The following is a 21,833-nucleotide window of genomic DNA, read 5'->3' as shown; positions in this document are numbered from 1 at the left end:
ACTGCGGGCCCGTTTCAGGCGGCCTGCAGATCCTGGAAATGCTCCATCCACGCCGCGAGTTGATCCGGCGTGAGCTGCGTCTGGTTGTCGAGCAGGCGCAGCTTGACGGTCGCGCCATCGCGCTCGGCCGTGAGCGACCAGCCCTTGCCATCGAGCCACAGCAGGAACGCCAGCCACTTGGCATGCGCCTCCGACACCTTGTGCGTGGACGCGGCTTCCAGGAATTCCGTCAGCGTGGTGAGATCAACCACCGCCGCAGCATCGTGGCCCGACGGCGAGACCTTGCCGTCCAGCGCCTCGGCCAGCACCTCCAACGCCTGGGCTGCCGGCTTGCTGTCAAAGCGCGACGACAAGTCGAGATAGGCCTGCCGTACTGCGTGGCTGAACTCGCCGGTGCGCAGGCTTTCTTCGCCGACCAGCTCGGTGTAGTCCTTCATCGCCCAGTCGGGCTGTGCCAACGATTGCAGACCCACGGCGGCGGCGGCACGCAGGTAATCGTTGACGGCGCTGAACGACGACAGTCCCGACACCGCGAGGTACAACGTCTGCAGCGCGCCGATGCGGTGCGTGAGCGTCTGGCTTTGGCGCACCGTCATCTTCTCGCGTAGCAGCGCGTCGCGTTCGCGGCGCAGATCGGAGAACTCCAATGCTTGCTTCAGTTCCACGCGCAATGCGGTGATGTCCCACGGCTTCTTGATGTAGCGGTGAATCTGCCCCTGGTTGACGGCCTCCACCGTGTCTTCGATTTCGGAGTAGGCGGTCGTCAGGATGCGCACGAGGTGCGGATAGCGCTCGCGGGCATAGCGCAGCAGCTCGTTGCCGAGTTCACCGGGCATGCGCTGGTCCGACACGAGCACACCGAGTGTGGCGGCGTGCCGGTCGAGCATGCGTTTGCCTTCTTCGACCGAGGTGGCGGTGACGACCGGCGCCAGTGAACCGATGGCACGGCCGAAGTACGTCAGCGCCAATGTCTCGTCGTCCACGTACAGGATCTTGGGCGGGTTAGTGGGCGTGTGGCCCCCGGGATTGGTCATCCGTCACTCCTCATAGCAAATGCGGCCAATACGGCAAACGCGCGGATCACGTGCGGCGTGGTTCGTAGTGTTGATGGTCTTGTCATGGGAACGTCAGAGTCACGCGCGTGCCTGCGCTGGGTGCGGAGTCGATTGCAATCGCTCCCCCGAACGATTGCATGATCCGCGTACAAAAAATCATGCCCATGCCGTTGCCGCCTTCTTCGGCGCGCGTGGTCACGGGGTCGATGGTCAGCCGCGCGAGAACATCGGGCGCGATACCGGGGCCGTTGTCTTCGATGCGGATCATGTGCTGGGCGTTGCCCGCATCTGGCGCACGGCTTGCGACGATTTCAAGCTTCGGCGCATGGGTGTGTCGCAGTGCCTGCAACGCGTTGCTCGTGAGCGACGAGAGCACCAGCATCACGCAGTTGGGCAGCGTCTGGATCGGAAAATCGTCTTCCACGCGGTACGACACCCATTCGCGCTGTGCGTTCGTAAACGGGTACGTATCGAACAACGAGCGGATCAGCCCGCCCGCGCTGTTGGGCGTGGCTGCGGTGCCGGGCTTGCCGTAGGTGTTGCGCACGGAGTTCAGAAACGTGGCGATCACTGAAAGGCAGTAGCGCGCGTTGTCTTGCACGCGATCGGCCGCGCGCCCAATTTCAGGAAGGGCGCCGGGCGTGGGCTCACTCTGGTCCACGCGCATGCGGATGCCGCGCGCAAAGTTGGAGATGGCCGCCAGCGGCGTGTTCAACTCGTGCGCCAGAAAGGCCAGCGTTTCGTCGATTGCCATGAGGCGCTGGGTACGCAAGAGGCGGTCCTGGCGCAGTGCCAGAGCCTCCTGCAGCGAGCGCCGCACGTCTTCGGGCTGATAGGGCTTCTCCAGGATCTTGAACACGCGTCCGGTGTTCACGGCCTGGATCAGCAGGTCCTTGTCGGCATACGCAGTGACGAGGATGGTGGCGATGTCGCCGTATTCTGCATCGATGAAGCGCAGCAGTTCGGTGCCGTCGCCGCCGGGCATGCGGAAGTCGGTCAGGACCACGCTGATGCGCTCGTGCGAATCGCGCAGCACGGTCTTGGCTTCTTCGACGCTGTTGGCCGTCAGCACCTCGTAGCCGACGCCGATGGTGCGCGCGAACCATTTGCAGGCTTGCGCTTCATCGTCGACGTAGAGGATGGTGACGGTCTCCGGCGTGGTGTCCATGATGCGTCTACTCCGAGCGCGGCAGATCGAACGTGAAGCGCGCCCACTCGCCTTCCTGGCTCGTCACCGCAAGGGTGCCGCCGTGGCGCTGGATCACGCTGTAGCTGATCGACAGGCCCAGGCCCAGGCCCTTGCCGACATCGCGCGTGGTGAAAAACGGCTCGAACACGCGCGACAGGTTCTTTTCCGAGATCCCCGGGCCATTGTCGGTCACCACCACATGGAGGCGGTTGTCGATCCACTCACCGGCAATTTCGATGCGCGGGTTCTCGCGCTGCACCTTTTGCATGGCAAGCGCCGCGTTCGACAACAGGTTGATCAGCACGCCGATGATGGCCGCCTCGTCGCCGCGCACGAGCGTGTCAGCCGGCAGCTTGCGTTCCAGGGCCACGCCGCGCAACTCGTGGCTCGTCAGGCGGACGGCCGAGTCGATAGCCTTCTCGACCAGGAACGGTGCATCGGCTTCGCCTTTCTCGGGGCTGCGGTAGGCGAAGGTCTTCAGGTCCGACACGATGTGCTGCACGCGCTGCATGCCTTCCTTGGCATCGGTCAGGCATTCGAGCAGCATCGGGCTGCTCTTGGCGGTCGGATCTTCCTGCGCCACGGCAATCGCCATCAGGCAAAAGTTGACCGGGTTGTTGATCTCATGCAGCAGGCCGGCGGACAGCGTGCCGATGGCGGCCATCTTTTCCTGCTGCAGAAGCTGGCCCTTGATGTCGGTGAGGTTCTGATTGGTCTGCGCCAGCTGCTCGTTCTTCTGCGCCACTTCTTCCTTGAGCCGGAAGAGCTGGAAGCGCCCGCGCTCGTTGAAGTACGTGTACAGCGTACTCGTCGCAATCGAGAACAGGATGAACATCGAATGCACGATGAAGATCTCGCGCGACTGGATGCCGCCCGGATGCAGCGTGCACGCGATCACCCAGAAGATGTACGTGCAGGTGCCGAACAGTACGGCCTGCAGAAAGCCGATCGGCATCACCATGCCCACTGCATAGATCGCCAGGTTCAGCCCCGAGTAATACGGTGAACTGGCGCCCTCGGTGTCGTAGATCATCCACGAGATCATGATCTGCGGACAGATCAGCCAGAAGAACGTCAGGCTCTGCACGTGCTCCTCGCCCCAGCGCGTGTACAGCACAAGCAGTGCGCCTAGCATGATGAGCGACGTGATGACGCGCAGCGAAGCGAACAGCCACAGCTTGTCCACATACATGCCGTAGTCCAGCCCGACACCGGCCAGCACCAGCACGATGCCGGTAATGGCGGCCATGCGGCTGAAGACGAGCCGGAACTGCTTGAGCTCGGCCTGGTATCCGTGATGTGTAATAGGCTCCATGCGTGTTCCTGGGCTGCGGATTAAGCAGCGGATGTGGCAAGCCGGGCCACGCTGGCCTGGGCGAATACGTTGACGCCGGTCACGTCGGTATAGACACGCACGTCGTGCGAGCCTTCGGGCAGCAACTCAGCCATCAGCGGTTCATCGCGATAGACGAGGTACCACTCCAGCACGTGTTCCATCACGAAGCGCATCGGGTTGTTGCCGTGCACGTTCGTCGCAAGAATGGCGCCGCCCTGGCGCGTGCGCGAAGCAAAGTAGGAGAGCAAGCGCTGGCAGACCTTGTTGGACAGATAGTCGAACAGGCCGGCGCAATACACTGCATCGCAATCGCCGGCTTGCGGGCTGTCGGCCGTGATGCGGCGCTTGAGCAGTTGATGCACCGATTCATGCACGAAATCGACGGTGACGGTCTTGCGCGCGCGGTCCATCGCGCGGCGCATCTGCTCGCGGGTGTAGTCGAGCGTCTCTTCGCTGAAATCCACCAGCTCGAACGACAGCAGCGATGGCTCGGGATGCTCCTGAATGAAGCGCTGAATTTCCACCGCAGGCCCGCAGCCGACGTTCAGCACCTTGAACGGTCGGCCCGCCGCCTTGGCCTGGGCTGCCAGGTCGCTCAGATACTGCACGAGAATGTCGATGCGGTTGCGGTGCGCCTCGGCCACGTCGGTACGCAAGAAGGCGGCGTTGACGATCTGGAAGTACGTGTTCGGCCCCTCTCGCGGGTCGGAGAGGATCTGGTTGACCATCTCGTAGTCGCCCGCGTAGCCCAGCGGCTTGGTGTACGTGCGATAGATGAATGGCGCGCGCAACAGCAGCGGATGCAGCGCCGCCTGCGCGAACGTGCGGTGAGCAGGTGCAAGCTCCGCCTCGACCTTGCCCGCTTCCGATTCCAGCCCGTCCATGTAGCCCTTGAGCTTGAGCATGATCGGCTCGGCCAGCTCCTGGAAGACATCCATGCGCAGCTTGTTGTCTTCGCGCGGCAATGTCTTCGACAGATCCACCTGTTCCACCCAGCGCGACACTTCGGCCAGGAACGCTCGCATCTCGTTGACGACGATCTGATAGTCGCGATGGATGCGGAAACGTTCCTGCCATTCCTGCACGAACGTTCGCGCTTCTTCGCCCACCGAGGCGGGCGTGTCGGCCACTTCCGACAGCTCGCGCCATTCGTCGATCAGCGTGAGCGAGACGACGGCGGTCAGCCCCGTGTTCACCAGGCTGATCACCACCGCCTTGCCAAGATAGGCTTGGCGCGTCCCCATCTTGATCGCGAGTTCGGACAGCACCTCGCTCACCTGCACGATCGAGTAGGGGTTGTAGATCTCCATCACCAGGGCACGCCGCTGCAGCGTGATGATGGTGCCGCGGACCTGCTGACCCTGTGAGTTGCGGAAGCTGACCGCGGGATCGATTTGGTTGGGTGAGTACACGGTGCGAATTTGCCGGAGACTTCAGGGAAAACGTCTGCCAAGCGGGACGCTCACTCCAACAACCGCGCACCCGGGGTCGTAGCGCGATCCGGGCACCGCGAATACGGCGCGCCCCGCCGACACTGCCGGGCATGCCGCCGCATCAGTCGTGAAAGCGTGCTTGAAGCCGTCCGCTGGCTGTGCGCAATACGCGCCAGCCCGGGCGTCTCTCGCCCAAACCCGCTTCGAGAAGATCGGGGAGGATGATCGACTGCAGCCGGCGCCTTCAGTACTGCTACCGCGGCACCTCTACTGCTCGCCGATCAACAGCGTGGCAACGGGAATCGTGCAACCGTGAACCATGACCAGATTGGAACGATGCACTCCGCTGACATCCGCAACGCGCGCTGCTTGAACGCGCGGCCCGCTGCTGCATCCCAAATCGTCCCTCAAGGAGAATCCCGCACAGTAATGAACTCGGGGCGCCATATCGTATGTTGCGTGCTGGCACCCGTATTCGCCATGATGCCGCAGGTATGCCACGCATGCATCAGGGCGATTCAGCCGGGCCATGCTCTGACGTCATGGCTGCCGGATGACGCAATTGATTGTACTTGCCCAATGTGACCCACACAATGCGGAAACCCGCAGTGCAGAGCAAAGCGGAAACACCACCTCAGCGTGGCTTGCGGCCGGTGAGCGCGTCCGGATCCTGTTTGTAGTTGGTGAGGAATTGGGCGTAGCTGTAGACCTGTGCCGGCAGCAGATGGCTGGGCATGTCGAACAGCGCGTAGTAATACGGCTCGCGCCCCTGGCACACCTCTGCGGGCAGGCAATATTGTTCCCACTCCACACAGGCCGGGGTGTACATCCCATCGCCGGGCCAGAAGAACGGGACGATCTGCTTGTCGTGTAGCCCCTTGAGCAGCGCGTCGGGCGCGTTGTAGGCCTCGGCGTTTTCCAGGTGCGTGAGCATGCTCGCGTTGGTCTCGATGACCATGAGCGTCGCCCGCCCATCGGCCGTGAGCAGCAGCACGCCGGCGGGGTGCGGATAGAGGTAGTACTCGATGAAGCGGTAGCGCGTAGACAAATCGCGCACGAGCCGTGTGATCGCCGGGTCTGACAGGAAGCTGAACGAGTGGCGCGACAGGAGATCGCGCAGTGTGCTCGACAGGTTGCTGAAGTAGCGCACCTGCAGTGCTTCGATTTCCGCGCTGAGCCGCTCGGCCATCGCCGGATTGTCTTTCTTGATGTAGCGGTCGATCAGGCCGTCGTTGAAACCCTGCACGGCGATGTTCTCGTCGGCCATGCCGGTGAGCAGGATCGTCATGCACGGTAGATCTTTGAGCTTGGCGCAGAACTCCAGACCGTTCATGCGTGGCATGGAGTAATCCACCACGATGACCGAGGGCTGGAGGAAGCGGTTGACCTCGTGGATCTGGCGGTAGACGCGGTCGACGTCGAGCTGGATCGTGCGGCGCTCGGTCGAGAACGTCAGGTCATCGTGCGTGACGCGCACGGGCAGGAAACCCGGCATGCGAAGCGAATGCCACTGGCGCAGCCACGCCAGCGCGTCTTCCGGATCATTGAAAGCCAGCAGCGCACGTGATGGGTCCATCTGGAACCCGAGGCTTTCCACGAACGATTGGCTGTCGTCGACCACCACCGTCAGGGTAGGGTGGAAATAGACCGGCAGGGCGCTGTCCTGTTGCATACGTCGGGAAGAGTCGGAAGAGGGCTGGGTGCAGCGCACGGCCGGTGTAGCCGGCGCTGCCCGTTTCCACTACGTTACTGTCTGCCGCTGCCGGGAGCAAGCGGAACCGGTCTGGCCTGACGGCACATTGACGGCTGTCAGTGCGCCGCTTTACTCGACGGATTTCACCATGTCCTCAACGACCTTCTTGGCGTCGCCAAACACCATCATCGTCTTGTCCATGTAGAACAGCTCGTTGTCCAGCCCGGCGTAGCCGGCGTTCATCGAGCGCTTGTTCACGATGATGGTCTTGGCCTTGTAGGCCTCCAGGATCGGCATGCCGGCAATGGGCGACTTCGGATCGTTCTTGGCCGCCGGGTTGACCACGTCGTTGGCGCCCAGCACCAGCACCACGTCGGCCTGGCCAAACTCACCGTTGATGTCTTCCATCTCGAAGACCTGGTCGTAAGGCACTTCGGCTTCGGCCAGCAGCACGTTCATGTGGCCCGGCATGCGGCCTGCGACCGGGTGGATCGCGTATTTGACGGTCACGCCCTTGTCCGACAGCTTTTCGGTCAGTTCCTTCAGGGCGTGCTGCGCGCGCGCCACGGCCAGGCCATAGCCGGGGACGATGATGACCGTCTCGGCGTTGCCCATGAGGAAGGCTGCATCATCCGGCGAGCCCGATTTGACCGGGCGCTGCTGTCCGCCGCCACCTGCTGCGGCCCCGGCGGATGCTTCAGAACCGAAGCCGCCCAGGATCACGTTGAAGAACGACCGGTTCATCGCCTTACACATGATGTAAGACAGAATTGCACCGGATGACCCGACCAGCGAGCCGGCGATGATCAGCATCGGGTTGTTGAGCGAGAAGCCGATGCCGGCCGCCGCCCAGCCCGAATACGAATTCAGCATCGACACCACCACCGGCATGTCTGCGCCGCCAATGGGGATGATGATCAGCACGCCCAGCACAAAGGCGATGGCCGTCATGATGATGAACGGCAGCCAGCTCTGGCTCAGGAAGAACAGGATGCCGAAGCCGAGCATGGCCACCGCCAGCAGCAGGTTCAGCATGTGTTGGCCGGCAAACTGCACCGGCGCGCCCTGGAACAGGCGGAACTTGTATTTGCCCGACAGCTTGCCGAAGGCGATCACCGAACCCGAAAACGTGATGGCGCCGACGAACGTGCCGATGAACAGCTCCACGCGGTTGCCCAGGGGCAGCACGTTGTCGCCGGCCATCGTGATGCCGAAGGCAGACGGTTCGGCTACCGCAGCGACGGCAATACACACTGCGGCCAGACCGATCAGCGAGTGCATGGCGGCCACCAGCTCAGGCATCTTGGTCATCTCGACCGTGCGCGCCACATAGGCACCGATGCCCCCGCCCACCACCAGGCCCGCGAAGATCAGGATGAAACCCGTGGAGGTGCCGCTCTCGGTGCCGGCAAACATCTCGGCCTTGAGCTTGTAGATCAGTGCGACGGTCGTGACGGCGGCAATCGCCATGCCCGTCATGCCGAACGCGTTGCCGCGCCGCGCCGTGGTCGGATGCGAAAGCCCCTTGAGCGCCTGGATGAAGCAGACGGAAGCCAGCAGATACAGCAGGGTGACAAGGTTCATGCTCATTGCTTGGCTCCCTCGCTCTGATCGGCCTTGGCCTTCGGCTCCTTCTTTTTGAACATCTCAAGCATGCGCTGCGTGACCAGGAAGCCGCCAAACACGTTGACTGCCGCCAGCGCCACCGCCACCACGCCCATCGTGCGGCCGAGGCCCGTCTGTGTGAGGCCGGCTGCCAGCATGGCACCGATGATGATGATGGCCGAGATGGCATTCGTCACGGCCATCAGCGGTGTATGCAGCGCCGGCGTGACCGTCCAGACCACGTGGTAGCCGACGTAGATCGCCAGCACGAAGATGATCAGATTGATCACCGTGTGATTGACCAGCTCCATGAGTGCTCCTCCTCGCTTCTTGGTCGATGTGCGAAGCGGCCAGGTCGTTCAGGCCCGGCCGCCTGGCGCGTCAGGTTTCCTTGATGGCCTTGATCTTGTTGCCCTCGCCCAGCAGCACGACCTTGGGCTTGTAGTTGGCGACTTCTTCTTCGTTCATCGGCGCGTAAGTGCAGATGATCAGCAGGTCGCCCACGTGGGCGCGGCGTGCGGCGGCGCCGTTGAGCGAGATTTCGCCCGAGCCGCGTTTGCCCTTGATGATGTAGGTCGAGAAGCGTTCGCCGTTGTTGACGTTGTACAGCTCGATCTTTTCGTATTCGCGCATGTCGGCGGCATCGAGGAGGTCCTCGTCGATGCCGCAGGAGCCTTCGTAGTCGAGATCGGCCTGGGTGACCGTCGCGCGGTGCAGCTTGGCGCGAAGCATGTTGCGTTGCATGAAGCTTTCCTTGAAACAAAAGATGAAATCGCCACTGGCCACCACGCCGGGCTGTGACGCCCGGCAGGCCGCCGTCTCCGTTCTTATTTGGCGGCGCTCGTGGCTGCGGGAGCGCGCACCACCTGGCCGGCCTGGCTGAGCAGGCAGGCGGCCACGATGTCGTCTTCGCGGTTGATGTTCAAGCCGCCATCCTTGTCGATGATCAGCTTGAGGAAATCAAGCACGTTACGGGCGTAGAGGGCAGAGGCATCGGCCGCCACCATCGACGCGAGGTTGGTGTAGCCCACCAGCGTGACGCCGTGTTTGACGACCACGCGGTCGGCTTCGGTCAGCGGGCAGTTGCCGCCTTGCGCTGCCGCCAGATCGACGACGACCGAGCCTGGCTTCATGGCCTGCACGGTAGCTTCCGACAGCAGCGTCGGCGCGCGGCGGCCCGGGATCAGCGCCGTCGTGATGACGATGTCGGCTTGGGCTGCACGCGTGTGCACGAGTTCGGCCTGGCGGCGCATCCAGTCAGGCGGCATCGGGCGGGCATAGCCGCCCACGCCCTGGGCGATTTCGCGCTCTTCGTCCGTCAGGAACGGTACGTCGAGAAACTTCGCACCCAGCGATTCGATCTGCTCTTTCACCGCTGGCCGCACGTCGGACGCCTCAATGACGGCACCCAGGCGCTTGGCCGTGGCGATGGCCTGCAGGCCGGCCACACCGGCGCCGAGGATCAGCACGCGCGCGGCTTTCACGGTGCCAGCGGCGGTCATCAACATCGGCATGAAGCGCTGGTAATGGTTGGCAGCGACCATCACCGCCTTGTAGCCGGCGATGTTGGCCTGCGAGGAGAGCACGTCCATGCTCTGCGCGCGCGTGGTGCGCGGCGCGGCTTCCAGCGCAAACGCGGTGACGTTGGCGGCGGCGAGGCGGGCCGTGTTTTCGTCATCAAACGGGTTGAGCATGCCGACCAGCACGGCGCCCGGTTGCATCTGCGCCAGTTCGGCCGCTTCCGGCGAGCGCACCTTGAGCACGATCTGCGCGCCAAGCGCCTCGGCGGCGGTTCCGATCTTGGCGCCGGCCGCCACATAGGCGTCGTCAGGCTGGGCAGCGGCGACACCGGCACCCGATTGCACCGTGACCTGATGGCCAAGCGCCACGTACTTTTTCACCGTTTCCGGGGTCGCGGCAACGCGCGTCTCGTCCGCCCGCGTCTCCTGCGGGATGCCGATGTGCATCGTGTTCTCTCCTCGCTGATTATGGTTAGGATGCGCGCGAAGTGAACGAAGGCGCGCTGGATCAGGATCGACGTGCAGCTTACCCGAACTTTTTGGCGCACGGACGCTCGTCGAATGCCATGTCGAATATCCGATCCAACATGGAACGCGGGCCGATTCTGCGCAAACGTGTGCTCAATTGTTCACAACTCAGGCCTGGCGCGACATGCCCTTGTTCCAGCGGCCCCATGCAAGCGGGGAGGGCAGCCTCCAGCTACAATAACGCCTTGTTTTTGTTGCCTTTTTGCCATGAACCAAGCTGTCCGCTGGAAACCCAGCGTTACCGTTGCCGCCGTCATTGAACAGGACGGGCGCTTTCTGCTGGTGGAGGAGCACACCGATGCTGGCTTGCGCCTGAACCAGCCTGCCGGCCATCTCGACCCGGACGAAAGCCTGGTCGACGCCGTCGCGCGCGAGGCACTGGAAGAAACCGCCTACAGCTTTGTGCCGACCGCGTTTCTGGGCTGCTACATGGCGCAGTTCCAGCCGCCGCAGGGGGATCCGGTCACCTACGTGCGGATGGCATTTACCGGCGAGCTGGGCCCCCAAGACCCGCGCCGCACGCTGGACGACGGCATCGTTCGCACTGTCTGGATGACGGCGGATGAAGTCCGCGCCAGCCGCGAGCGCCATCGCAGCCCGCTGCTGCTCGCCTGCGTGGAGGACTACCTGGCCGGCAAGCGGTATCCGCTTGACGTCATCCACACGCACGCCAGCGTGTACGGCCTGGGAGCGCAGTCATGAGCAAGAAGCGCATCGTCGTCGGGATGTCGGGCGGCGTGGATTCCTCCGTCACTGCCTGGCTGCTCAAACAGCAGGGCTACGACGTCGTCGGCCTGTTCATGAAGAACTGGGAAGACGATGATGACAGCGAATACTGCTCGACCCGGCAGGACTGGATCGACGTGGTATCGGTGGCCGACTTGATCGGCGTCGACGTGGAAGCCGTCAACTTTGCCGCCGAGTACAAAGACCGCGTGTTTGCGGACTTCCTGCGCGAGTATTCGGCCGGCCGCACCCCGAATCCCGACGTGCTGTGCAACGCCGAGATCAAGTTCAAGGCCTTCCTCGATCATGCGATGGCGTTAGGCGCCGACACCATCGCGACCGGGCACTACGCCCGCGTGCGCGAGGTCGATGGCCGCTTCGAGCTGCTCAAGGCGTTCGATCACACGAAGGACCAGAGCTACTTCCTGCACCGGCTGAACCAAGCGCAGCTTTCGCGCACGCTGTTCCCGCTGGGCGAGATGCCGAAGACGAAAGTGCGTGAAATTGCTGCCGAGATTGGCCTGCCGAACGCCAAGAAGAAGGACTCGACCGGCATCTGCTTCATCGGCGAGCGGCCGTTCCGCGATTTCCTCAACCGCTACCTGCCGACCAAGCCCGGCCCGATCAAGACGCCGGACGGCAAGACCATCGGCGAGCACATCGGCCTGGCGTTCTACACGCTGGGACAGCGTAAGGGCATCGGCATCGGCGGCAGCCGCGACGGCACCGGCGATGCCTGGTACGTGGCGCGCAAGGACATGGCGGCCAACACGTTGTACGTGGTGCAGGGACACGACCACCCGTGGCTGCTGGCGCATACCGTGCACGCCGACGATCTGAGCTGGGTTGCCGGCCACGCGCCCGCCGAAGGCACCCGCGTTGGCGCCAAGACGCGTTACCGCCAGGCGGATGCGCCTTGCACCGTCGCACGCGCGGCCGATGACGCACTCACGCTGACCTTCCCCGAGGCCCAATGGGCCGTCACGCCAGGCCAATCCGCCGTGCTGTACGACGGCGAGGTCTGCCTGGGCGGCGGCATTATTTCGGCAGCTGAGCCTGCTGTCGTCGAAAAGGCGGTCGCCTAAGCGGTTTTCGCAACACTGCGTTGTGTCGGGTGCGGCTGTTGCTGCACTCGTTTAAGCTTGCGCGCTGATTTGTCTCCACACTGGGTTGGTCATGCTGCCACGTCGCTACTGGGCCTTTGCGGGCGTTGTGCTGTTGTTTGCCGTCACCGCGGGGTTTGCGGTAGCGGGGCGCCTGCATTGGGTCTGTGCCGTCGTTCCGGGCGTGTTCGTGATCCTGGGCGTGCACGACATGACGCAGACGCGCCACTCGGTGCTCCGCAACTACCCGCTCTGGGGTCACTTCCGCTTCCTGTTCGAGTTCATTCGCCCGGAAATCCGCCAGTACTTCGTTGAAGACGACACGGACGAAAAGCCCTTCTCACGCGCACAGCGCAGCATCGTTTATCAGCGCGCCAAGGGCGAAGTCGATAGCCGTCCGTTCGGCACCGAAGTCGATGTGAAGGTGCCGGGGCACGAGTGGATCGGCCATTCGCTGGCGCCAACGCGCATTGCCTCGTCGGACTTCCGCGTGATGGTGGGCGAGGGCCGCGCTAAGCCGTATTCGATGTCGGTGTTCAACATCTCGGCGATGAGCTTCGGGGCGCTGTCGGGCAATGCTATTCGCGCGCTCAACCGTGGTGCGAAGCTCGGCAACTTCATCCATGACACGGGCGAGGGTTCGATCTCGCCGTACCACCGCGAAGAAGGCGGCGACCTGATCTGGGAAGTCGCCTCCGGCTACTTCGGCTGCCGTGACGCCAATGGCCGCTTTGATCCAGACCGCTTTGCCGAACAGGCGCGCAGCCCCCAGGTGAAGATGATCGAGGTAAAGCTGTCTCAGGGCGCCAAGCCGGGGCACGGTGGCGTCCTGCCTGCCGCCAAGGTGACGCCCGAGATTGCCGCCACGCGCGGTATTCAGATCGGCAAGGACTGCATCTCGCCGGCCGCGCATTCGGAATTCAGCACGCCGCTGGGGCTCCTGCAGTTTGTGGATCGGCTGCGTACGCTGTCGGGCGGCAAGCCGACCGGCTTCAAACTGTGCATCGGGCATCCGTGGGAGTTCTTCGGCATCGTCAAGGCAATGCTCGAGTCCGGCATCCTCCCGGACTTCATCGTCGTTGACGGCGCGGAAGGCGGCACGGGCGCGGCGCCGCTGGAATTTACCGACCACGTTGGCACGCCGCTGCAGGAAGGACTGCTGCTGGTGCACAACACGCTGGTCGGCACCAACCTGCGCGACAAGATCAAGATTGGCGCGTCGGGCAAGATCGTCACGGCGTTCGACGTGGCTCGCACGCTGGCAATGGGTGCCGACTGGTGCAACGCTGCACGCGGCTTCATGTTTGCGCTGGGCTGCATCCAGGCGCAGAAGTGCCACACCGACCGCTGCCCGACCGGCGTGGCGACACAAGACCCGTCTCGCCAGAAGGCGCTGGTGGTGCCGGACAAGGCCGAGCGCGTGCATCAATATCACGCGCACACGTTGCACGCGCTGCTGGAACTGACGCAGGCGGCCGGCCTGCAGCATCCGGCGGATTTCCGCGCGCACCACATCGTGCGGCGCGTGTCGGGTAACGAGGTGCAGTTGCTCTCCGCTCTGCTCAAGTACCTCGAACCCGGCGACCTGCTGGCCGGGCGGTATCGCTTCCAGTTGTACGAACGCTACTGGCCGATGGCCCAGGCCGAACGGTTTGATCCGGTGGCCGTGTAGCGCTCGCGAATTACCATGGATTACTGCGGCTGGGTTTCCATGAAACTCGGCCGCTTTTCAATGCGCGCGTAGAACGTGGCGAGGTTGGCGTGACGCTCGCGCCAGTCGATCTGCGGCTGGCGGAAATCCAGGTAGGCAAGTGCGCAACCGACGGCGATGTCGGCCAGCGTCAGATGGTTTCCGTTGCACCAGGTCTTGTCGGCCAGGCCTTGCGACATGGCTTGCAGCGCCTGATCGATCTTGTGGCTTTGGCGTGCAAGCCACGTTTCGCTGCGCTGCTCCGGCGTGCGCTGCGTGTGTTCAATGCGCAGCATGAGCGCGGCGTCGAGCAGGCCGTCGGCCAGCGCTTCCCAGCAGCGCACTTCTACGCGTTCACGGCTCGAAGGCGGAATGAGGCGCGCCACCGGCGACAGCGTATCGGCGTATTCCGCAATGACGCGCGAGTCGAACAGGGCGCCGCCGTCGTCCATCACCAGGCAGGGCACCTTGCCCAGCGGGTTGAACTGGTGGATCTGCGTATCTGCGCTCCACACGTCTTCCAGCACGAACTGGTAGTCGATTTTCTTTTCAGCCAGGACGACGCGCACCTTGCGGGTGTACGGGCTGGCGTGCGATCCGATCAGTTTCATAGGCATGTCATGTTGGAGGCGGAAGTATAGCCGCGCACTTTCCCGAGTGCGCTGGGCGGCGCCTGGCCCCAACTCAACCAAACGGAGGCTTGCTTTAGGCTGGATTGGCCATGAAAGACAGGTGCCGGGTGGTAAAATCGCGGGCTCGCTTGGGTGCGCGTATGCACCTTGGTTCAACGCGCAACGCCGCGTCCGGGTTGTCCGGATTGAGATTCCCTTCACATTTTTCCCCGCCTGCCATGTCGTCGCTTTCTGCCCTGACCGCTCTGTCTCCCATCGATGGCCGCTACGCTGCCAAGGCCGATCCGCTGCGCGAGTGGCTGTCGGAAGCCGCTTTCATGCGCAATCGCGTGAAGGTGGAGGTGCATTGGCTGATCGCCCTGTCGCAGGCTGGCCTGGCAGAGATTCCGCGCTTCTCGGCCGCCGCCGAGGGCGCACTGCTGGCTCTGGTGGAGAACTTTGCCGAGGCAGACGCCGCCCGCATCAAAGAGATCGAAGCCGTCACCAACCATGACGTGAAGGCCGTCGAGTACTGGATGAAGGAGCGCGTGCGCGGCAATGCCGAGCTGGAAGCCGCCAGCGAGTTCATCCACTTCGCCTGCACGTCGGAAGACATCAATAACACCTCCCACGGGATGATGCTCAAGGGTGCGCGTGACACCGTGATCGTGCCGACGCTGCGCCGCGTTCAGGCTCGCCTGGTGGAGCTGGCTCATGCCAACGCCGACGTGCCGATGCTGTCGCGCACGCACGGCCAGCCGGCCAGCCCGACCACGCTGGGCAAGGAAATGGCCAACGTAGCCGCGCGCCTGGACCGCGCCATCCGCCGCATCGAAGCCGTTGAATTGCTGGGCAAGATGAACGGCGCCGTGGGCAACTACAATGCGCACCTGTCGGCGTATCCGTCGCTGGACTGGGAAGCCTTCTCGAAGAACGTGATCGAGACGCGCCTGGGCCTGACGTTCAACCCGTACACCATCCAGATCGAGCCGCACGATTACATGGCGGAGCTGTTCGACGCCGTGGCGCGCGCCAACACGATCATCCTGGATCTGGACCGCGACGTCTGGGGCTACATCTCGCAGGGCTACTTCAAACAGAAGACCAAGGCCGGCGAGATCGGCTCGTCGACGATGCCACACAAGGTCAACCCGATCGACTTCGAAAACTCCGAAGGCAACGTCGGCCTGGCCAACGCGGTGCTGCGCCATCTGTCGGAAAAGCTGCCGGTATCGCGCTGGCAGCGTGATCTGACCGATTCGACCGTGCTGCGCAACATCGGCGTGGCGTTCGGCTATAGCCTGCTCGCATACGACGCCTGCCTGCGCGGCCTCGGCAAGCTCGAAACCAACCCGGCCCGTCTGGCCGAAGACCTCGACGCCTGCTGGGAAGTGCTGGCCGAGCCGGTGCAGACCGTGATGCGTCGCTACGGCATTGCCAACCCGTACGAGCAACTCAAGGAACTGACGCGCGGCAAGGGCATTTCGCGAGATGCGCTGCGTGAGTTCATCGGCACGCTGGCGATTCCCGAAGACGCTCGCAAGCTGCTGCTGGACATGACGCCCGGCAGCTATATCGGCAAGGCAGAAGAACTGGCGCGCCGTATCGCCTGATTGTTGCAAAAATTTGGTGGTGTGGTCTGAAGAACGGCCCGCTCCCGAATCCGAGGGCGGGCCGTTTTGGTTGGCGTCCTCCGCAGAGCTATCCGCTGAGCCGCTGGCATTAATATGCTTAGTTAATCAAAAAATTTGAATTGCTTGGTGAACTTCGCGCTGACTTGACCGGTCGGATTGCGCAAATAATGCACAACTGTTTGGCGCCGTGGCCCTACCCACAGGCGCCGCCACCGAGCGCTCCAAAATACCGAGGGAACCGATGTCACAAGCCGCCCACTCGAATCGCGCCATGCGCGGCGCCGCTGACCACGGCGCCTATACCAAGCCGGCCATTGCGATGCACTGGATCGTCGCGCTGCTGATCTTCGCGGCCTTCGGGCTCGGTCTGTACATGACCGATATCCCGGGCTTTACGCCTACCAAGCTGAAACTGTTCTCGTATCACAAATGGATCGGTATCACGGTGCTGATCTTTGCGGTGCTGCGCGTGCTGTGGCGCTTGACGCATCCCGCACCGGGCCCTGTGCCGGGCATGCCGAAGTGGCAACACGCCGCCGCGGAAGCCGCGCACGTCGGGTTGTATCTTTTGATTCTTGCGGTGCCGCTGACCGGCTATCTGCTCAGCGTCGCGGCCGGCGTCAAGGTTGTCTATCTTGGCCTGTGGGAACTGCCGATGCCGTTCGACAAGAGCGACACGCTGAAAGACATCTTCGGCATGGCGCACGAATGGCTGAACTGGACCATGGCGGCCATCGTCGTGGTGCACATCCTGGCTGCGCTCAAGCACCACGTCGTCGAGCGTGACGGCACGCTGCGTCGCATGGTGCCTTTCCTCCGCTGATTTCCAAATGCGCCGATGCACGGTGTGTGTCGGTGCTCCTGCCTGTCCATCCTGACCAAGACTGCCGGCATGATCCGGCCTGACTGAAGGAGTCTGATGATGAAACGTGTTGTGCGCCCCCGCGTCATCGCCCTGGTTGCTGCCGGCGCGCTGGCGATCGCTGCCGTGTCGGTATCGGCCATCGCCCAGGTGGATGCCGCCAAGAGCAGCGTCACCGCCACCGGCAAGCAGCTCGGTGTGCCGATGGACATCAAGTTCGGCAAGTTCGACGCGGCGGTGAACTACAACCCGGCCAACGTGGCGGCATCGACTGCCAAAGTCGACATCGATGTCACCAGCGTCGACGTGGGCAGTAAGGAATACAACGACGAACTCAAGAAGAAGGATTGGTTCGACACCGCCAAGTATCCGAAGGCGACGTTCGTGTCGTCTGCGTTCAAGCCCGGTGCGGGCGGCAAGGTTGACGTGGTCGGTAAGCTGACCATCAAGGGCATTACGCAAGATGTGACGGCACCTTTCACCTTCAGGCAGGAAGGCGCCACGCAGATATTTGAAGGCGCACTGCCGGTCAAGCGCAACGCATTCAAGGTGGGTGACGGTGAGTGGAAGGACACGTCGGTCGTCTCTGACGACGTAACGATCAAGTTCCGCGTCGTCATCGCCAAGAAGTAATCAGCAGTTCCAACCCAACGTTTTTCCGGCCCTCGTGTGCCGCTTTTATCCGCAGGAGTTCTCATGAAATTGCGTACCCTCGTTGCCGCACTGTCGGCCATTGCTGCCACCGCCGCCTTTGCTGCACCGGCCACGTACCAACTCGATCCGAGCCACACCTACCCAAGCTTCGAAGCTGACCACATGGGCGGTCTGTCGAAGTGGCGCGGCAAGTTCGAAAAGTCCAGCGGCACCGTGACGCTGGATCGCGCCGCCAAGACCGGCAGCATCGACGTGACCGTGCAGACTGACAGCATCGACTTCGGTCTAGCCAAGATGAACGAGCACGCCAAGAGCGCCGAGATTTTCGACGTGGCCAAGTACCCGACCGCCACGTTCAAGGGCAACTTCACGAAGTTCAAGGGCGACGTGCCGACCGAAGCCGAAGGCCAGTTGACGCTGCATGGCGTGACCAAGCCGGCCAAGCTGGAAATCGACGCGTTCAAGTGCATGCAGCACCCGATGCTCAAGCGTGAAGTCTGCGGCGCCGATGCCGAGATGAAGTTCAAGCGCGACGACTTCGGTGTCGACTACGGCAAGGCCTATGGCTTCAACATGGAAACCAAGCTGAAGATCCAGGTGGAAGGCATCAAGCAAGACGCCAACGTCGCGCAGCAGTAAGTCTGGCGACACGCCACAGCCAAAGAAAAAGCCCCGCAATTGCGGGGCTTTTTTGTTGCCCGAGGAATGCATCCTCTGGGCATTGGAAGAGCCGAGTCTTCAGACTTGCGCGCCGAAGTTCGGATCGTCTTCCTTCGGGCCACCGGCCTTCTTCTCGGACTTGACCAGGTCTTCACGCTTGACGCCGAGCCACATGCACAGCGCGGCTGCCACGAACACCGACGAGTAGATACCGAACAGAATACCGATCGTCAGCGCCAGGGCGAAGTAGTGCAGCGTCGGGCCGCCGAACACCAGCATCGACACCACCATCATTTCGGTCGAGCCGTGGGTGATGATCGTGCGCGAGATGGTGCTGGTAATCGCGTGATCGATCACCTCGTGCGTGTTCATCTTGCGGTACTTGCGGAAGGCTTCGCGGATCCGGTCGAAAATCACCACGGATTCGTTAACCGAATAGCCCAGCACCGCCAGCACCCCCGCCAGCACCGACAACGAAAACTCCCACTGGAAGAAGGCGAAGAAGCCCAGGATGATCACAACGTCGTGCAGGTTGGCGATCACGCCCGCAACGGCAAACTTCCATTCGAAGCGGATCGACAGGTAGATCACGATGCCGACCACAACGAACAGGAGCGCCAGCAGGCCGTCGGTGGCGAGCTCCTTGCCCACTTGCGGGCCGACGAACTCAACGCGCTGCAGCTTGGCGTCGGGGTTCACTGCGTTCAGGGCTGTCATCACCTGCTGGCTTTGCACGGCCGAGGCGATGGGCTTGCCGTCCGGGCCGGTCTTGAGCGGCAGACGGATCATCACGTCGCGCGAGGTGCCGAAGTTCTGCACCTGCGCATCGGCGTAGCCGAGCTTCTCAACGTCGCCGCGGATCTTCGGCAGATCGGCGGCCTGGGTGTAAGCGACTTCCATCACCGTACCGCCGGTGAACTCCACCGACAGGTGCAGCCCCTTGTGGAACAGGAAGAAGACAGCGGCGATAAACGTCAGGAACGACAGCGCGTTGAGGATCAACGCGTGCTTCATGAACGGAATGTCGCGGCGGATGCGGAAAAACTCCATGGTCTGCCCTTTGTGGCGACCGCCCCTTCATGTTGGGGGCGGTGCCGGTTTTATGCGAGATTCGTTGTGGGTGGCGTGATTACTTGGCGGGCGATTCCGCGTTCGTATTGCCCGGCTTCCACACCTGCCCGATGGCGACGCTCTGGAGCTTCTTCTTGCGGCCGTACCAGAGGTTCACGAGACCGCGGTTGAAGAACACCGCCGAGAACATGGACGTGCCGATCCCCAGGCAGTGCACGATCGCGAAGCCGCGTACCGGGCCCGAACCGAAGGCGATCAGCGCCAGACCGGCGATGAGCGTCGTCACGTTCGAATCGAGGATGGTCGCCCAGGCACGGTCAAAGCCGGCGGCGATGGCCATCTGTGCCGACGCGCCGCAGCGCAGCTCTTCACGCACGCGCTCGTTGATCAACACGTTCGCGTCAATGGCCATACCGAGCGCCAGTGCGATAGCTGCAATACCGGGCAACGTGAGCGTGGCCTGCAGCATGGAGAGCAGTGCGATCAGCAGGAACACGTTGACGCCCAGGGCCGCCACCGAGAACGCGCCGAACAGCATGTAGTACAGCACCATGAACACCGAGATGGCGAGGAAGCCGTACAGCGCCGAATCGAAGCCCTTCTTGATGTTGTCGGCACCCAGCGATGGGCCGATGGTGCGTTCTTCGATGATTTCCATTGGCGCGGCCAGCGAGCCTGCACGCAGCAGCAGCGCCAGGTCGGAAGCCGCCTCGGTCGAGCCCATGCCGGTGATCTGGAAGCGCGAGCCCAGTTCGGACTGGATGGTCGCCACCGTCAGCACTTCGCCCTTGCCCTTTTCAAAGAGCACGATACCCATGCGCTTGCCGATGTTGTCACGCGAGACATCGCGCAGCATGCGGCCGCCCTGGCCGTCGAGCGTGATGTCGACCGACGAATTGTGATTTTGGTCGAAGCCCGCCGAGGCGCTGGTGATGCGATCGCCCGTGAAGATCACCTGCTTCTGCAGCAGGACGGGAGCGCTGCGCCCTTGCGTGAACAGCTCGTCGCCCAGCGGTACCGGGTCGCCGGGGCGGGGCGCGAGCGGCGCGTTCGGATCGGCCAGGCGCGCTTCCAGCGTAGCGGTGCGGCCGATGATGTCCTTGGCCTTGGCGGTGTCCTGCACGCCGGGCAATTGCACAACGATGCGGTCCGGGCCCTGCTGTTGGATCACCGGCTCGGCCACGCCGAGTTCGTTCACTCGGTTATGCAGCGTGACGATGTTCTGCTTGACTGCGTTGTCCTGCACTTCCTTCATCGCAGCGGCGGTGAAGGTGCCGGTGAGCGTGGCGCCGTCGGCGCTCTTGTCCACGGTGTAGGCCAGTTCGCGGGTCGAATCGGCCAGCAGCGTGCGGGCGCGGTCGGCGTCGTCCGGGGTGCTGAACTTGATCGTGATGGTGTTGCCGTTGCGGTCGATGCCGCTGTGTCGAATGCCCTTGTCACGCAGTTGCGTGCGGATGTCGCCGGCCAGCGAGTCGAGCTTCTTCGTCACGGCGCCGTTCATGTCGACCTGCAGCAGGAAGTGCACGCCACCGCGCAAATCGAGGCCCAGGAACATGGGCTTGGCAAAGAACGGTGCCCCGCTCAACCAGCGCGGCGAACCGGGCAGCAGGTTCAGCGCCACGATGTAGGTCGGATCGGCTTGATCGGTGTTCAGGCCGCGGGCCAGGATGTCCTTGGCCTTGAGCTGCGTGTCGGTGTCGGCAAAACGCACGCGCACGCTGGCGGAGGTGCCGTTGTTGTCGAAGAACACGCCGTCGGGCTGAATGCTGGCCGCAGCCAGCAGGCTCTCGACCTGCTTTTGCACGTTCAGGTCGACCTTGACGGTGGCCTTGCCCGAAGACACCTGCACAGCAGGCGCCTCACCGAAGAAGTTCGGCAGCGTATAGAGGAACCCAATGGCAAGCGCCACCAGGATCACAAGGTATTTCCAGAGCGGATAGCGATTCATCTTGGAATGCAGAGAGGCGACGCCGAAGGGCGCGGGCGCGGATTCTTAGAATAGGCGCTGCCTGGGGTTCCGGCGCCGGCACAATCGTGCGCGGCGCCTGGATGTGGCGATTACAGCGCCTTGAGCGTGCCCTTGGGCAGCACGGTGGTCACGGCACTCTTCTGGACAGTGATTTCGGTGTTGGCAGCGATTTCCACGGTGACGTACTGCTCGGCCACCTTGCTGACCTTACCGAGGATGCCGCCGGCGGTGACCACTTCGTCGCCCTTGGCCAGGGCTTCGAGCATCGCCTTGGTTTCCTTCTGGCGCTTCATTTGCGGGCGGATCATGATGAACCACAGCACCACGAACATCAGGATGATGGGCAGGAAGCTCATCAGGCCACCCGCGGCACCACCGGCTGCCGGTGCAGTTTGCGCGTAAGCGTCGGAAATCAGGAACACGTCAGAACTCCGTAATGGTTCGTCAATCGGTCAAAAATCGGACCGAGCATTCTACCATTGCGATGCTGCGGC

Annotated in this window: 20 protein-coding genes; 7 read left to right on the top strand and 13 right to left on the bottom strand. The window is 63.0% G+C overall.

The genetic code is table 11. From position 1 onward, the window contains the following. Positions 1-14 precede the first annotated feature (14 nt). The 9 genes from CFE42_RS05445 to CFE42_RS05405 form a co-directional block, all read right to left on the bottom strand. Positions 15-1,034 (bottom strand): response regulator, encoded by a 1,020-nt coding sequence (locus tag CFE42_RS05445; RefSeq protein ID WP_004632854.1) that lies wholly within the window; start codon positions 1,032-1,034, stop codon positions 15-17. Positions 1,035-1,116: 82 nt separating this feature from the next. Continuing rightward, entirely contained in the window at positions 1,117-2,223 is a 1,107-nt protein-coding gene (phcR, locus tag CFE42_RS05440) for a two-component system hybrid sensor histidine kinase/response regulator PhcR (protein WP_004632853.1), read from the bottom strand. Between the two features lie 7 nt (positions 2,224-2,230). Then, complete coding sequence (locus CFE42_RS05435) at positions 2,231-3,559, bottom strand: ATP-binding protein (protein WP_004632852.1); 1,329 nt, start codon at positions 3,557-3,559, stop codon at positions 2,231-2,233. Positions 3,560-3,579: 20 nt separating this feature from the next. Continuing rightward, complete coding sequence (gene phcB / locus CFE42_RS05430) at positions 3,580-4,992, bottom strand: class I SAM-dependent methyltransferase PhcB (RefSeq protein ID WP_004632851.1); 1,413 nt, start codon at positions 4,990-4,992, stop codon at positions 3,580-3,582. Between the two features lie 655 nt (positions 4,993-5,647). After that, positions 5,648-6,685 carry a response regulator gene (locus CFE42_RS05425; protein WP_004632850.1) on the bottom strand — a complete coding sequence of 346 codons (1,038 nt, stop codon included), beginning with the start codon at positions 6,683-6,685 and terminating at the stop codon, positions 5,648-5,650. A 150-nt stretch (positions 6,686-6,835) separates the two neighbouring features. After that, on the bottom strand, positions 6,836-8,296 hold the full coding sequence (locus tag CFE42_RS05420; RefSeq protein WP_004632849.1) for an NAD(P)(+) transhydrogenase (Re/Si-specific) subunit beta: 1,461 nt from the start codon (positions 8,294-8,296) through the stop codon (positions 6,836-6,838). After that, positions 8,293-8,622, bottom strand: a complete 330-nt coding sequence (locus CFE42_RS05415; protein ID WP_004632848.1) for an NAD(P) transhydrogenase subunit alpha — start codon at positions 8,620-8,622, stop codon at positions 8,293-8,295. The genes CFE42_RS05420 and CFE42_RS05415 overlap by 4 nt, the downstream gene beginning before the upstream one ends. A gap of 70 nt (positions 8,623-8,692) precedes the next feature. Further along, on the bottom strand, positions 8,693-9,055 hold the full coding sequence (panD, locus tag CFE42_RS05410; RefSeq protein WP_004632847.1) for an aspartate 1-decarboxylase: 363 nt from the start codon (positions 9,053-9,055) through the stop codon (positions 8,693-8,695). Between the two features lie 83 nt (positions 9,056-9,138). After that, entirely contained in the window at positions 9,139-10,278 is a 1,140-nt protein-coding gene (locus CFE42_RS05405) for a Re/Si-specific NAD(P)(+) transhydrogenase subunit alpha (protein WP_004632846.1), read from the bottom strand. 288 nt (positions 10,279-10,566) lie between these two features. Here CFE42_RS05405 and CFE42_RS05400 point away from each other — a divergent pair, with 288 nt between their 5' ends. From CFE42_RS05400 to CFE42_RS05390, 3 genes are all read left to right on the top strand, one after another. Continuing rightward, positions 10,567-11,061 (top strand): NUDIX hydrolase, encoded by a 495-nt coding sequence (locus CFE42_RS05400; RefSeq protein ID WP_004632845.1) that lies wholly within the window; start codon positions 10,567-10,569, stop codon positions 11,059-11,061. After that, positions 11,058-12,170 (top strand): tRNA 2-thiouridine(34) synthase MnmA, encoded by a 1,113-nt coding sequence (gene mnmA, locus CFE42_RS05395; protein ID WP_004632844.1) that lies wholly within the window; start codon positions 11,058-11,060, stop codon positions 12,168-12,170. Before CFE42_RS05400 ends, mnmA begins: the two co-directional genes overlap by 4 nt. Before the next feature lie 91 nt (positions 12,171-12,261). Beyond that, a complete protein-coding gene (locus CFE42_RS05390; protein WP_004632843.1) occupies positions 12,262-13,860 on the top strand; it encodes an FMN-binding glutamate synthase family protein in 1,599 nt (532 codons plus the stop codon). A gap of 20 nt (positions 13,861-13,880) precedes the next feature. Here the strand turns inward: CFE42_RS05390 and CFE42_RS05385 are convergent, their stop codons facing one another. Next, a complete protein-coding gene (locus CFE42_RS05385; protein ID WP_012436387.1) occupies positions 13,881-14,489 on the bottom strand; it encodes a glutathione S-transferase in 609 nt (202 codons plus the stop codon). A 239-nt stretch (positions 14,490-14,728) separates the two neighbouring features. Here CFE42_RS05385 and purB point away from each other — a divergent pair, with 239 nt between their 5' ends. From purB to CFE42_RS05365, 4 genes are all read left to right on the top strand, one after another. Further along, complete coding sequence (purB, locus tag CFE42_RS05380) at positions 14,729-16,102, top strand: adenylosuccinate lyase (protein ID WP_004632841.1); 1,374 nt, start codon at positions 14,729-14,731, stop codon at positions 16,100-16,102. A 262-nt stretch (positions 16,103-16,364) separates the two neighbouring features. Next, entirely contained in the window at positions 16,365-16,946 is a 582-nt protein-coding gene (locus CFE42_RS05375; RefSeq protein WP_004632840.1) for a cytochrome b, read from the top strand. Between the two features lie 99 nt (positions 16,947-17,045). After that, positions 17,046-17,618 carry a YceI family protein gene (locus CFE42_RS05370; RefSeq protein ID WP_004632839.1) on the top strand — a complete coding sequence of 191 codons (573 nt, stop codon included), beginning with the start codon at positions 17,046-17,048 and terminating at the stop codon, positions 17,616-17,618. Between the two features lie 63 nt (positions 17,619-17,681). Next, positions 17,682-18,278 carry a YceI family protein gene (locus CFE42_RS05365; RefSeq protein WP_004632838.1) on the top strand — a complete coding sequence of 199 codons (597 nt, stop codon included), beginning with the start codon at positions 17,682-17,684 and terminating at the stop codon, positions 18,276-18,278. 99 nt (positions 18,279-18,377) lie between these two features. Here the strand turns inward: CFE42_RS05365 and secF are convergent, their stop codons facing one another. The 3 genes from secF to yajC form a co-directional block, all read right to left on the bottom strand. Further along, on the bottom strand, positions 18,378-19,349 hold the full coding sequence (gene secF / locus CFE42_RS05360; RefSeq protein WP_004632837.1) for a protein translocase subunit SecF: 972 nt from the start codon (positions 19,347-19,349) through the stop codon (positions 18,378-18,380). A gap of 79 nt (positions 19,350-19,428) precedes the next feature. Further along, positions 19,429-21,318: a protein translocase subunit SecD gene (gene secD / locus CFE42_RS05355; protein WP_004632836.1), complete on the bottom strand. Its 1,890-nt coding sequence runs from the start codon at positions 21,316-21,318 to the stop codon at positions 19,429-19,431. 110 nt (positions 21,319-21,428) lie between these two features. Further along, complete coding sequence (gene yajC, locus CFE42_RS05350; protein ID WP_004632835.1) at positions 21,429-21,761, bottom strand: preprotein translocase subunit YajC; 333 nt, start codon at positions 21,759-21,761, stop codon at positions 21,429-21,431. Positions 21,762-21,833 lie beyond the last annotated feature (72 nt).

This window comes from Ralstonia sp. PBBBR1 (assembly GCF_002256165.1).
GTDB classification, from domain to species: Bacteria; Pseudomonadota; Gammaproteobacteria; order Burkholderiales; family Burkholderiaceae; genus Ralstonia; species Ralstonia thomasii.
This window is presented reverse-complemented; position numbering and strand designations above follow the sequence as displayed.

Bases quoted from the DNA above. Each gene is read 5' to 3' on its own strand.
- secF (WP_004632837.1), bottom strand. From the start codon at position 19,349: ATGGAGTTTTTCCGCATCCGCCGCGACATTCCGTTCATGAAGCACGCG.
- phcR (WP_004632853.1), bottom strand. From the start codon at position 2,223: ATGGACACCACGCCGGAGACCGTCACCATCCTCTACGTCGACGATGAA.
- CFE42_RS05365 (WP_004632838.1), top strand. From the start codon at position 17,682: ATGAAATTGCGTACCCTCGTTGCCGCACTGTCGGCCATTGCTGCCACC.
- panD (WP_004632847.1), bottom strand. From the start codon at position 9,055: ATGCAACGCAACATGCTTCGCGCCAAGCTGCACCGCGCGACGGTCACC.
- CFE42_RS05370 (WP_004632839.1), top strand. From the start codon at position 17,046: ATGAAACGTGTTGTGCGCCCCCGCGTCATCGCCCTGGTTGCTGCCGGC.
- CFE42_RS05375 (WP_004632840.1), top strand. From the start codon at position 16,365: ATGTCACAAGCCGCCCACTCGAATCGCGCCATGCGCGGCGCCGCTGAC.
- CFE42_RS05425 (WP_004632850.1), bottom strand. From the start codon at position 6,685: ATGCAACAGGACAGCGCCCTGCCGGTCTATTTCCACCCTACCCTGACG.
- CFE42_RS05400 (WP_004632845.1), top strand. From the start codon at position 10,567: ATGAACCAAGCTGTCCGCTGGAAACCCAGCGTTACCGTTGCCGCCGTC.
- CFE42_RS05385 (WP_012436387.1), bottom strand. From the start codon at position 14,489: ATGAAACTGATCGGATCGCACGCCAGCCCGTACACCCGCAAGGTGCGC.
- CFE42_RS05405 (WP_004632846.1), bottom strand. From the start codon at position 10,278: ATGCACATCGGCATCCCGCAGGAGACGCGGGCGGACGAGACGCGCGTT.
- CFE42_RS05390 (WP_004632843.1), top strand. From the start codon at position 12,262: ATGCTGCCACGTCGCTACTGGGCCTTTGCGGGCGTTGTGCTGTTGTTT.
- mnmA (WP_004632844.1), top strand. From the start codon at position 11,058: ATGAGCAAGAAGCGCATCGTCGTCGGGATGTCGGGCGGCGTGGATTCC.
- CFE42_RS05445 (WP_004632854.1), bottom strand. From the start codon at position 1,034: ATGACCAATCCCGGGGGCCACACGCCCACTAACCCGCCCAAGATCCTG.
- CFE42_RS05435 (WP_004632852.1), bottom strand. From the start codon at position 3,559: ATGGAGCCTATTACACATCACGGATACCAGGCCGAGCTCAAGCAGTTC.
- CFE42_RS05420 (WP_004632849.1), bottom strand. From the start codon at position 8,296: ATGAGCATGAACCTTGTCACCCTGCTGTATCTGCTGGCTTCCGTCTGC.
- CFE42_RS05415 (WP_004632848.1), bottom strand. From the start codon at position 8,622: ATGGAGCTGGTCAATCACACGGTGATCAATCTGATCATCTTCGTGCTG.
- purB (WP_004632841.1), top strand. From the start codon at position 14,729: ATGTCGTCGCTTTCTGCCCTGACCGCTCTGTCTCCCATCGATGGCCGC.
- secD (WP_004632836.1), bottom strand. From the start codon at position 21,318: ATGAATCGCTATCCGCTCTGGAAATACCTTGTGATCCTGGTGGCGCTT.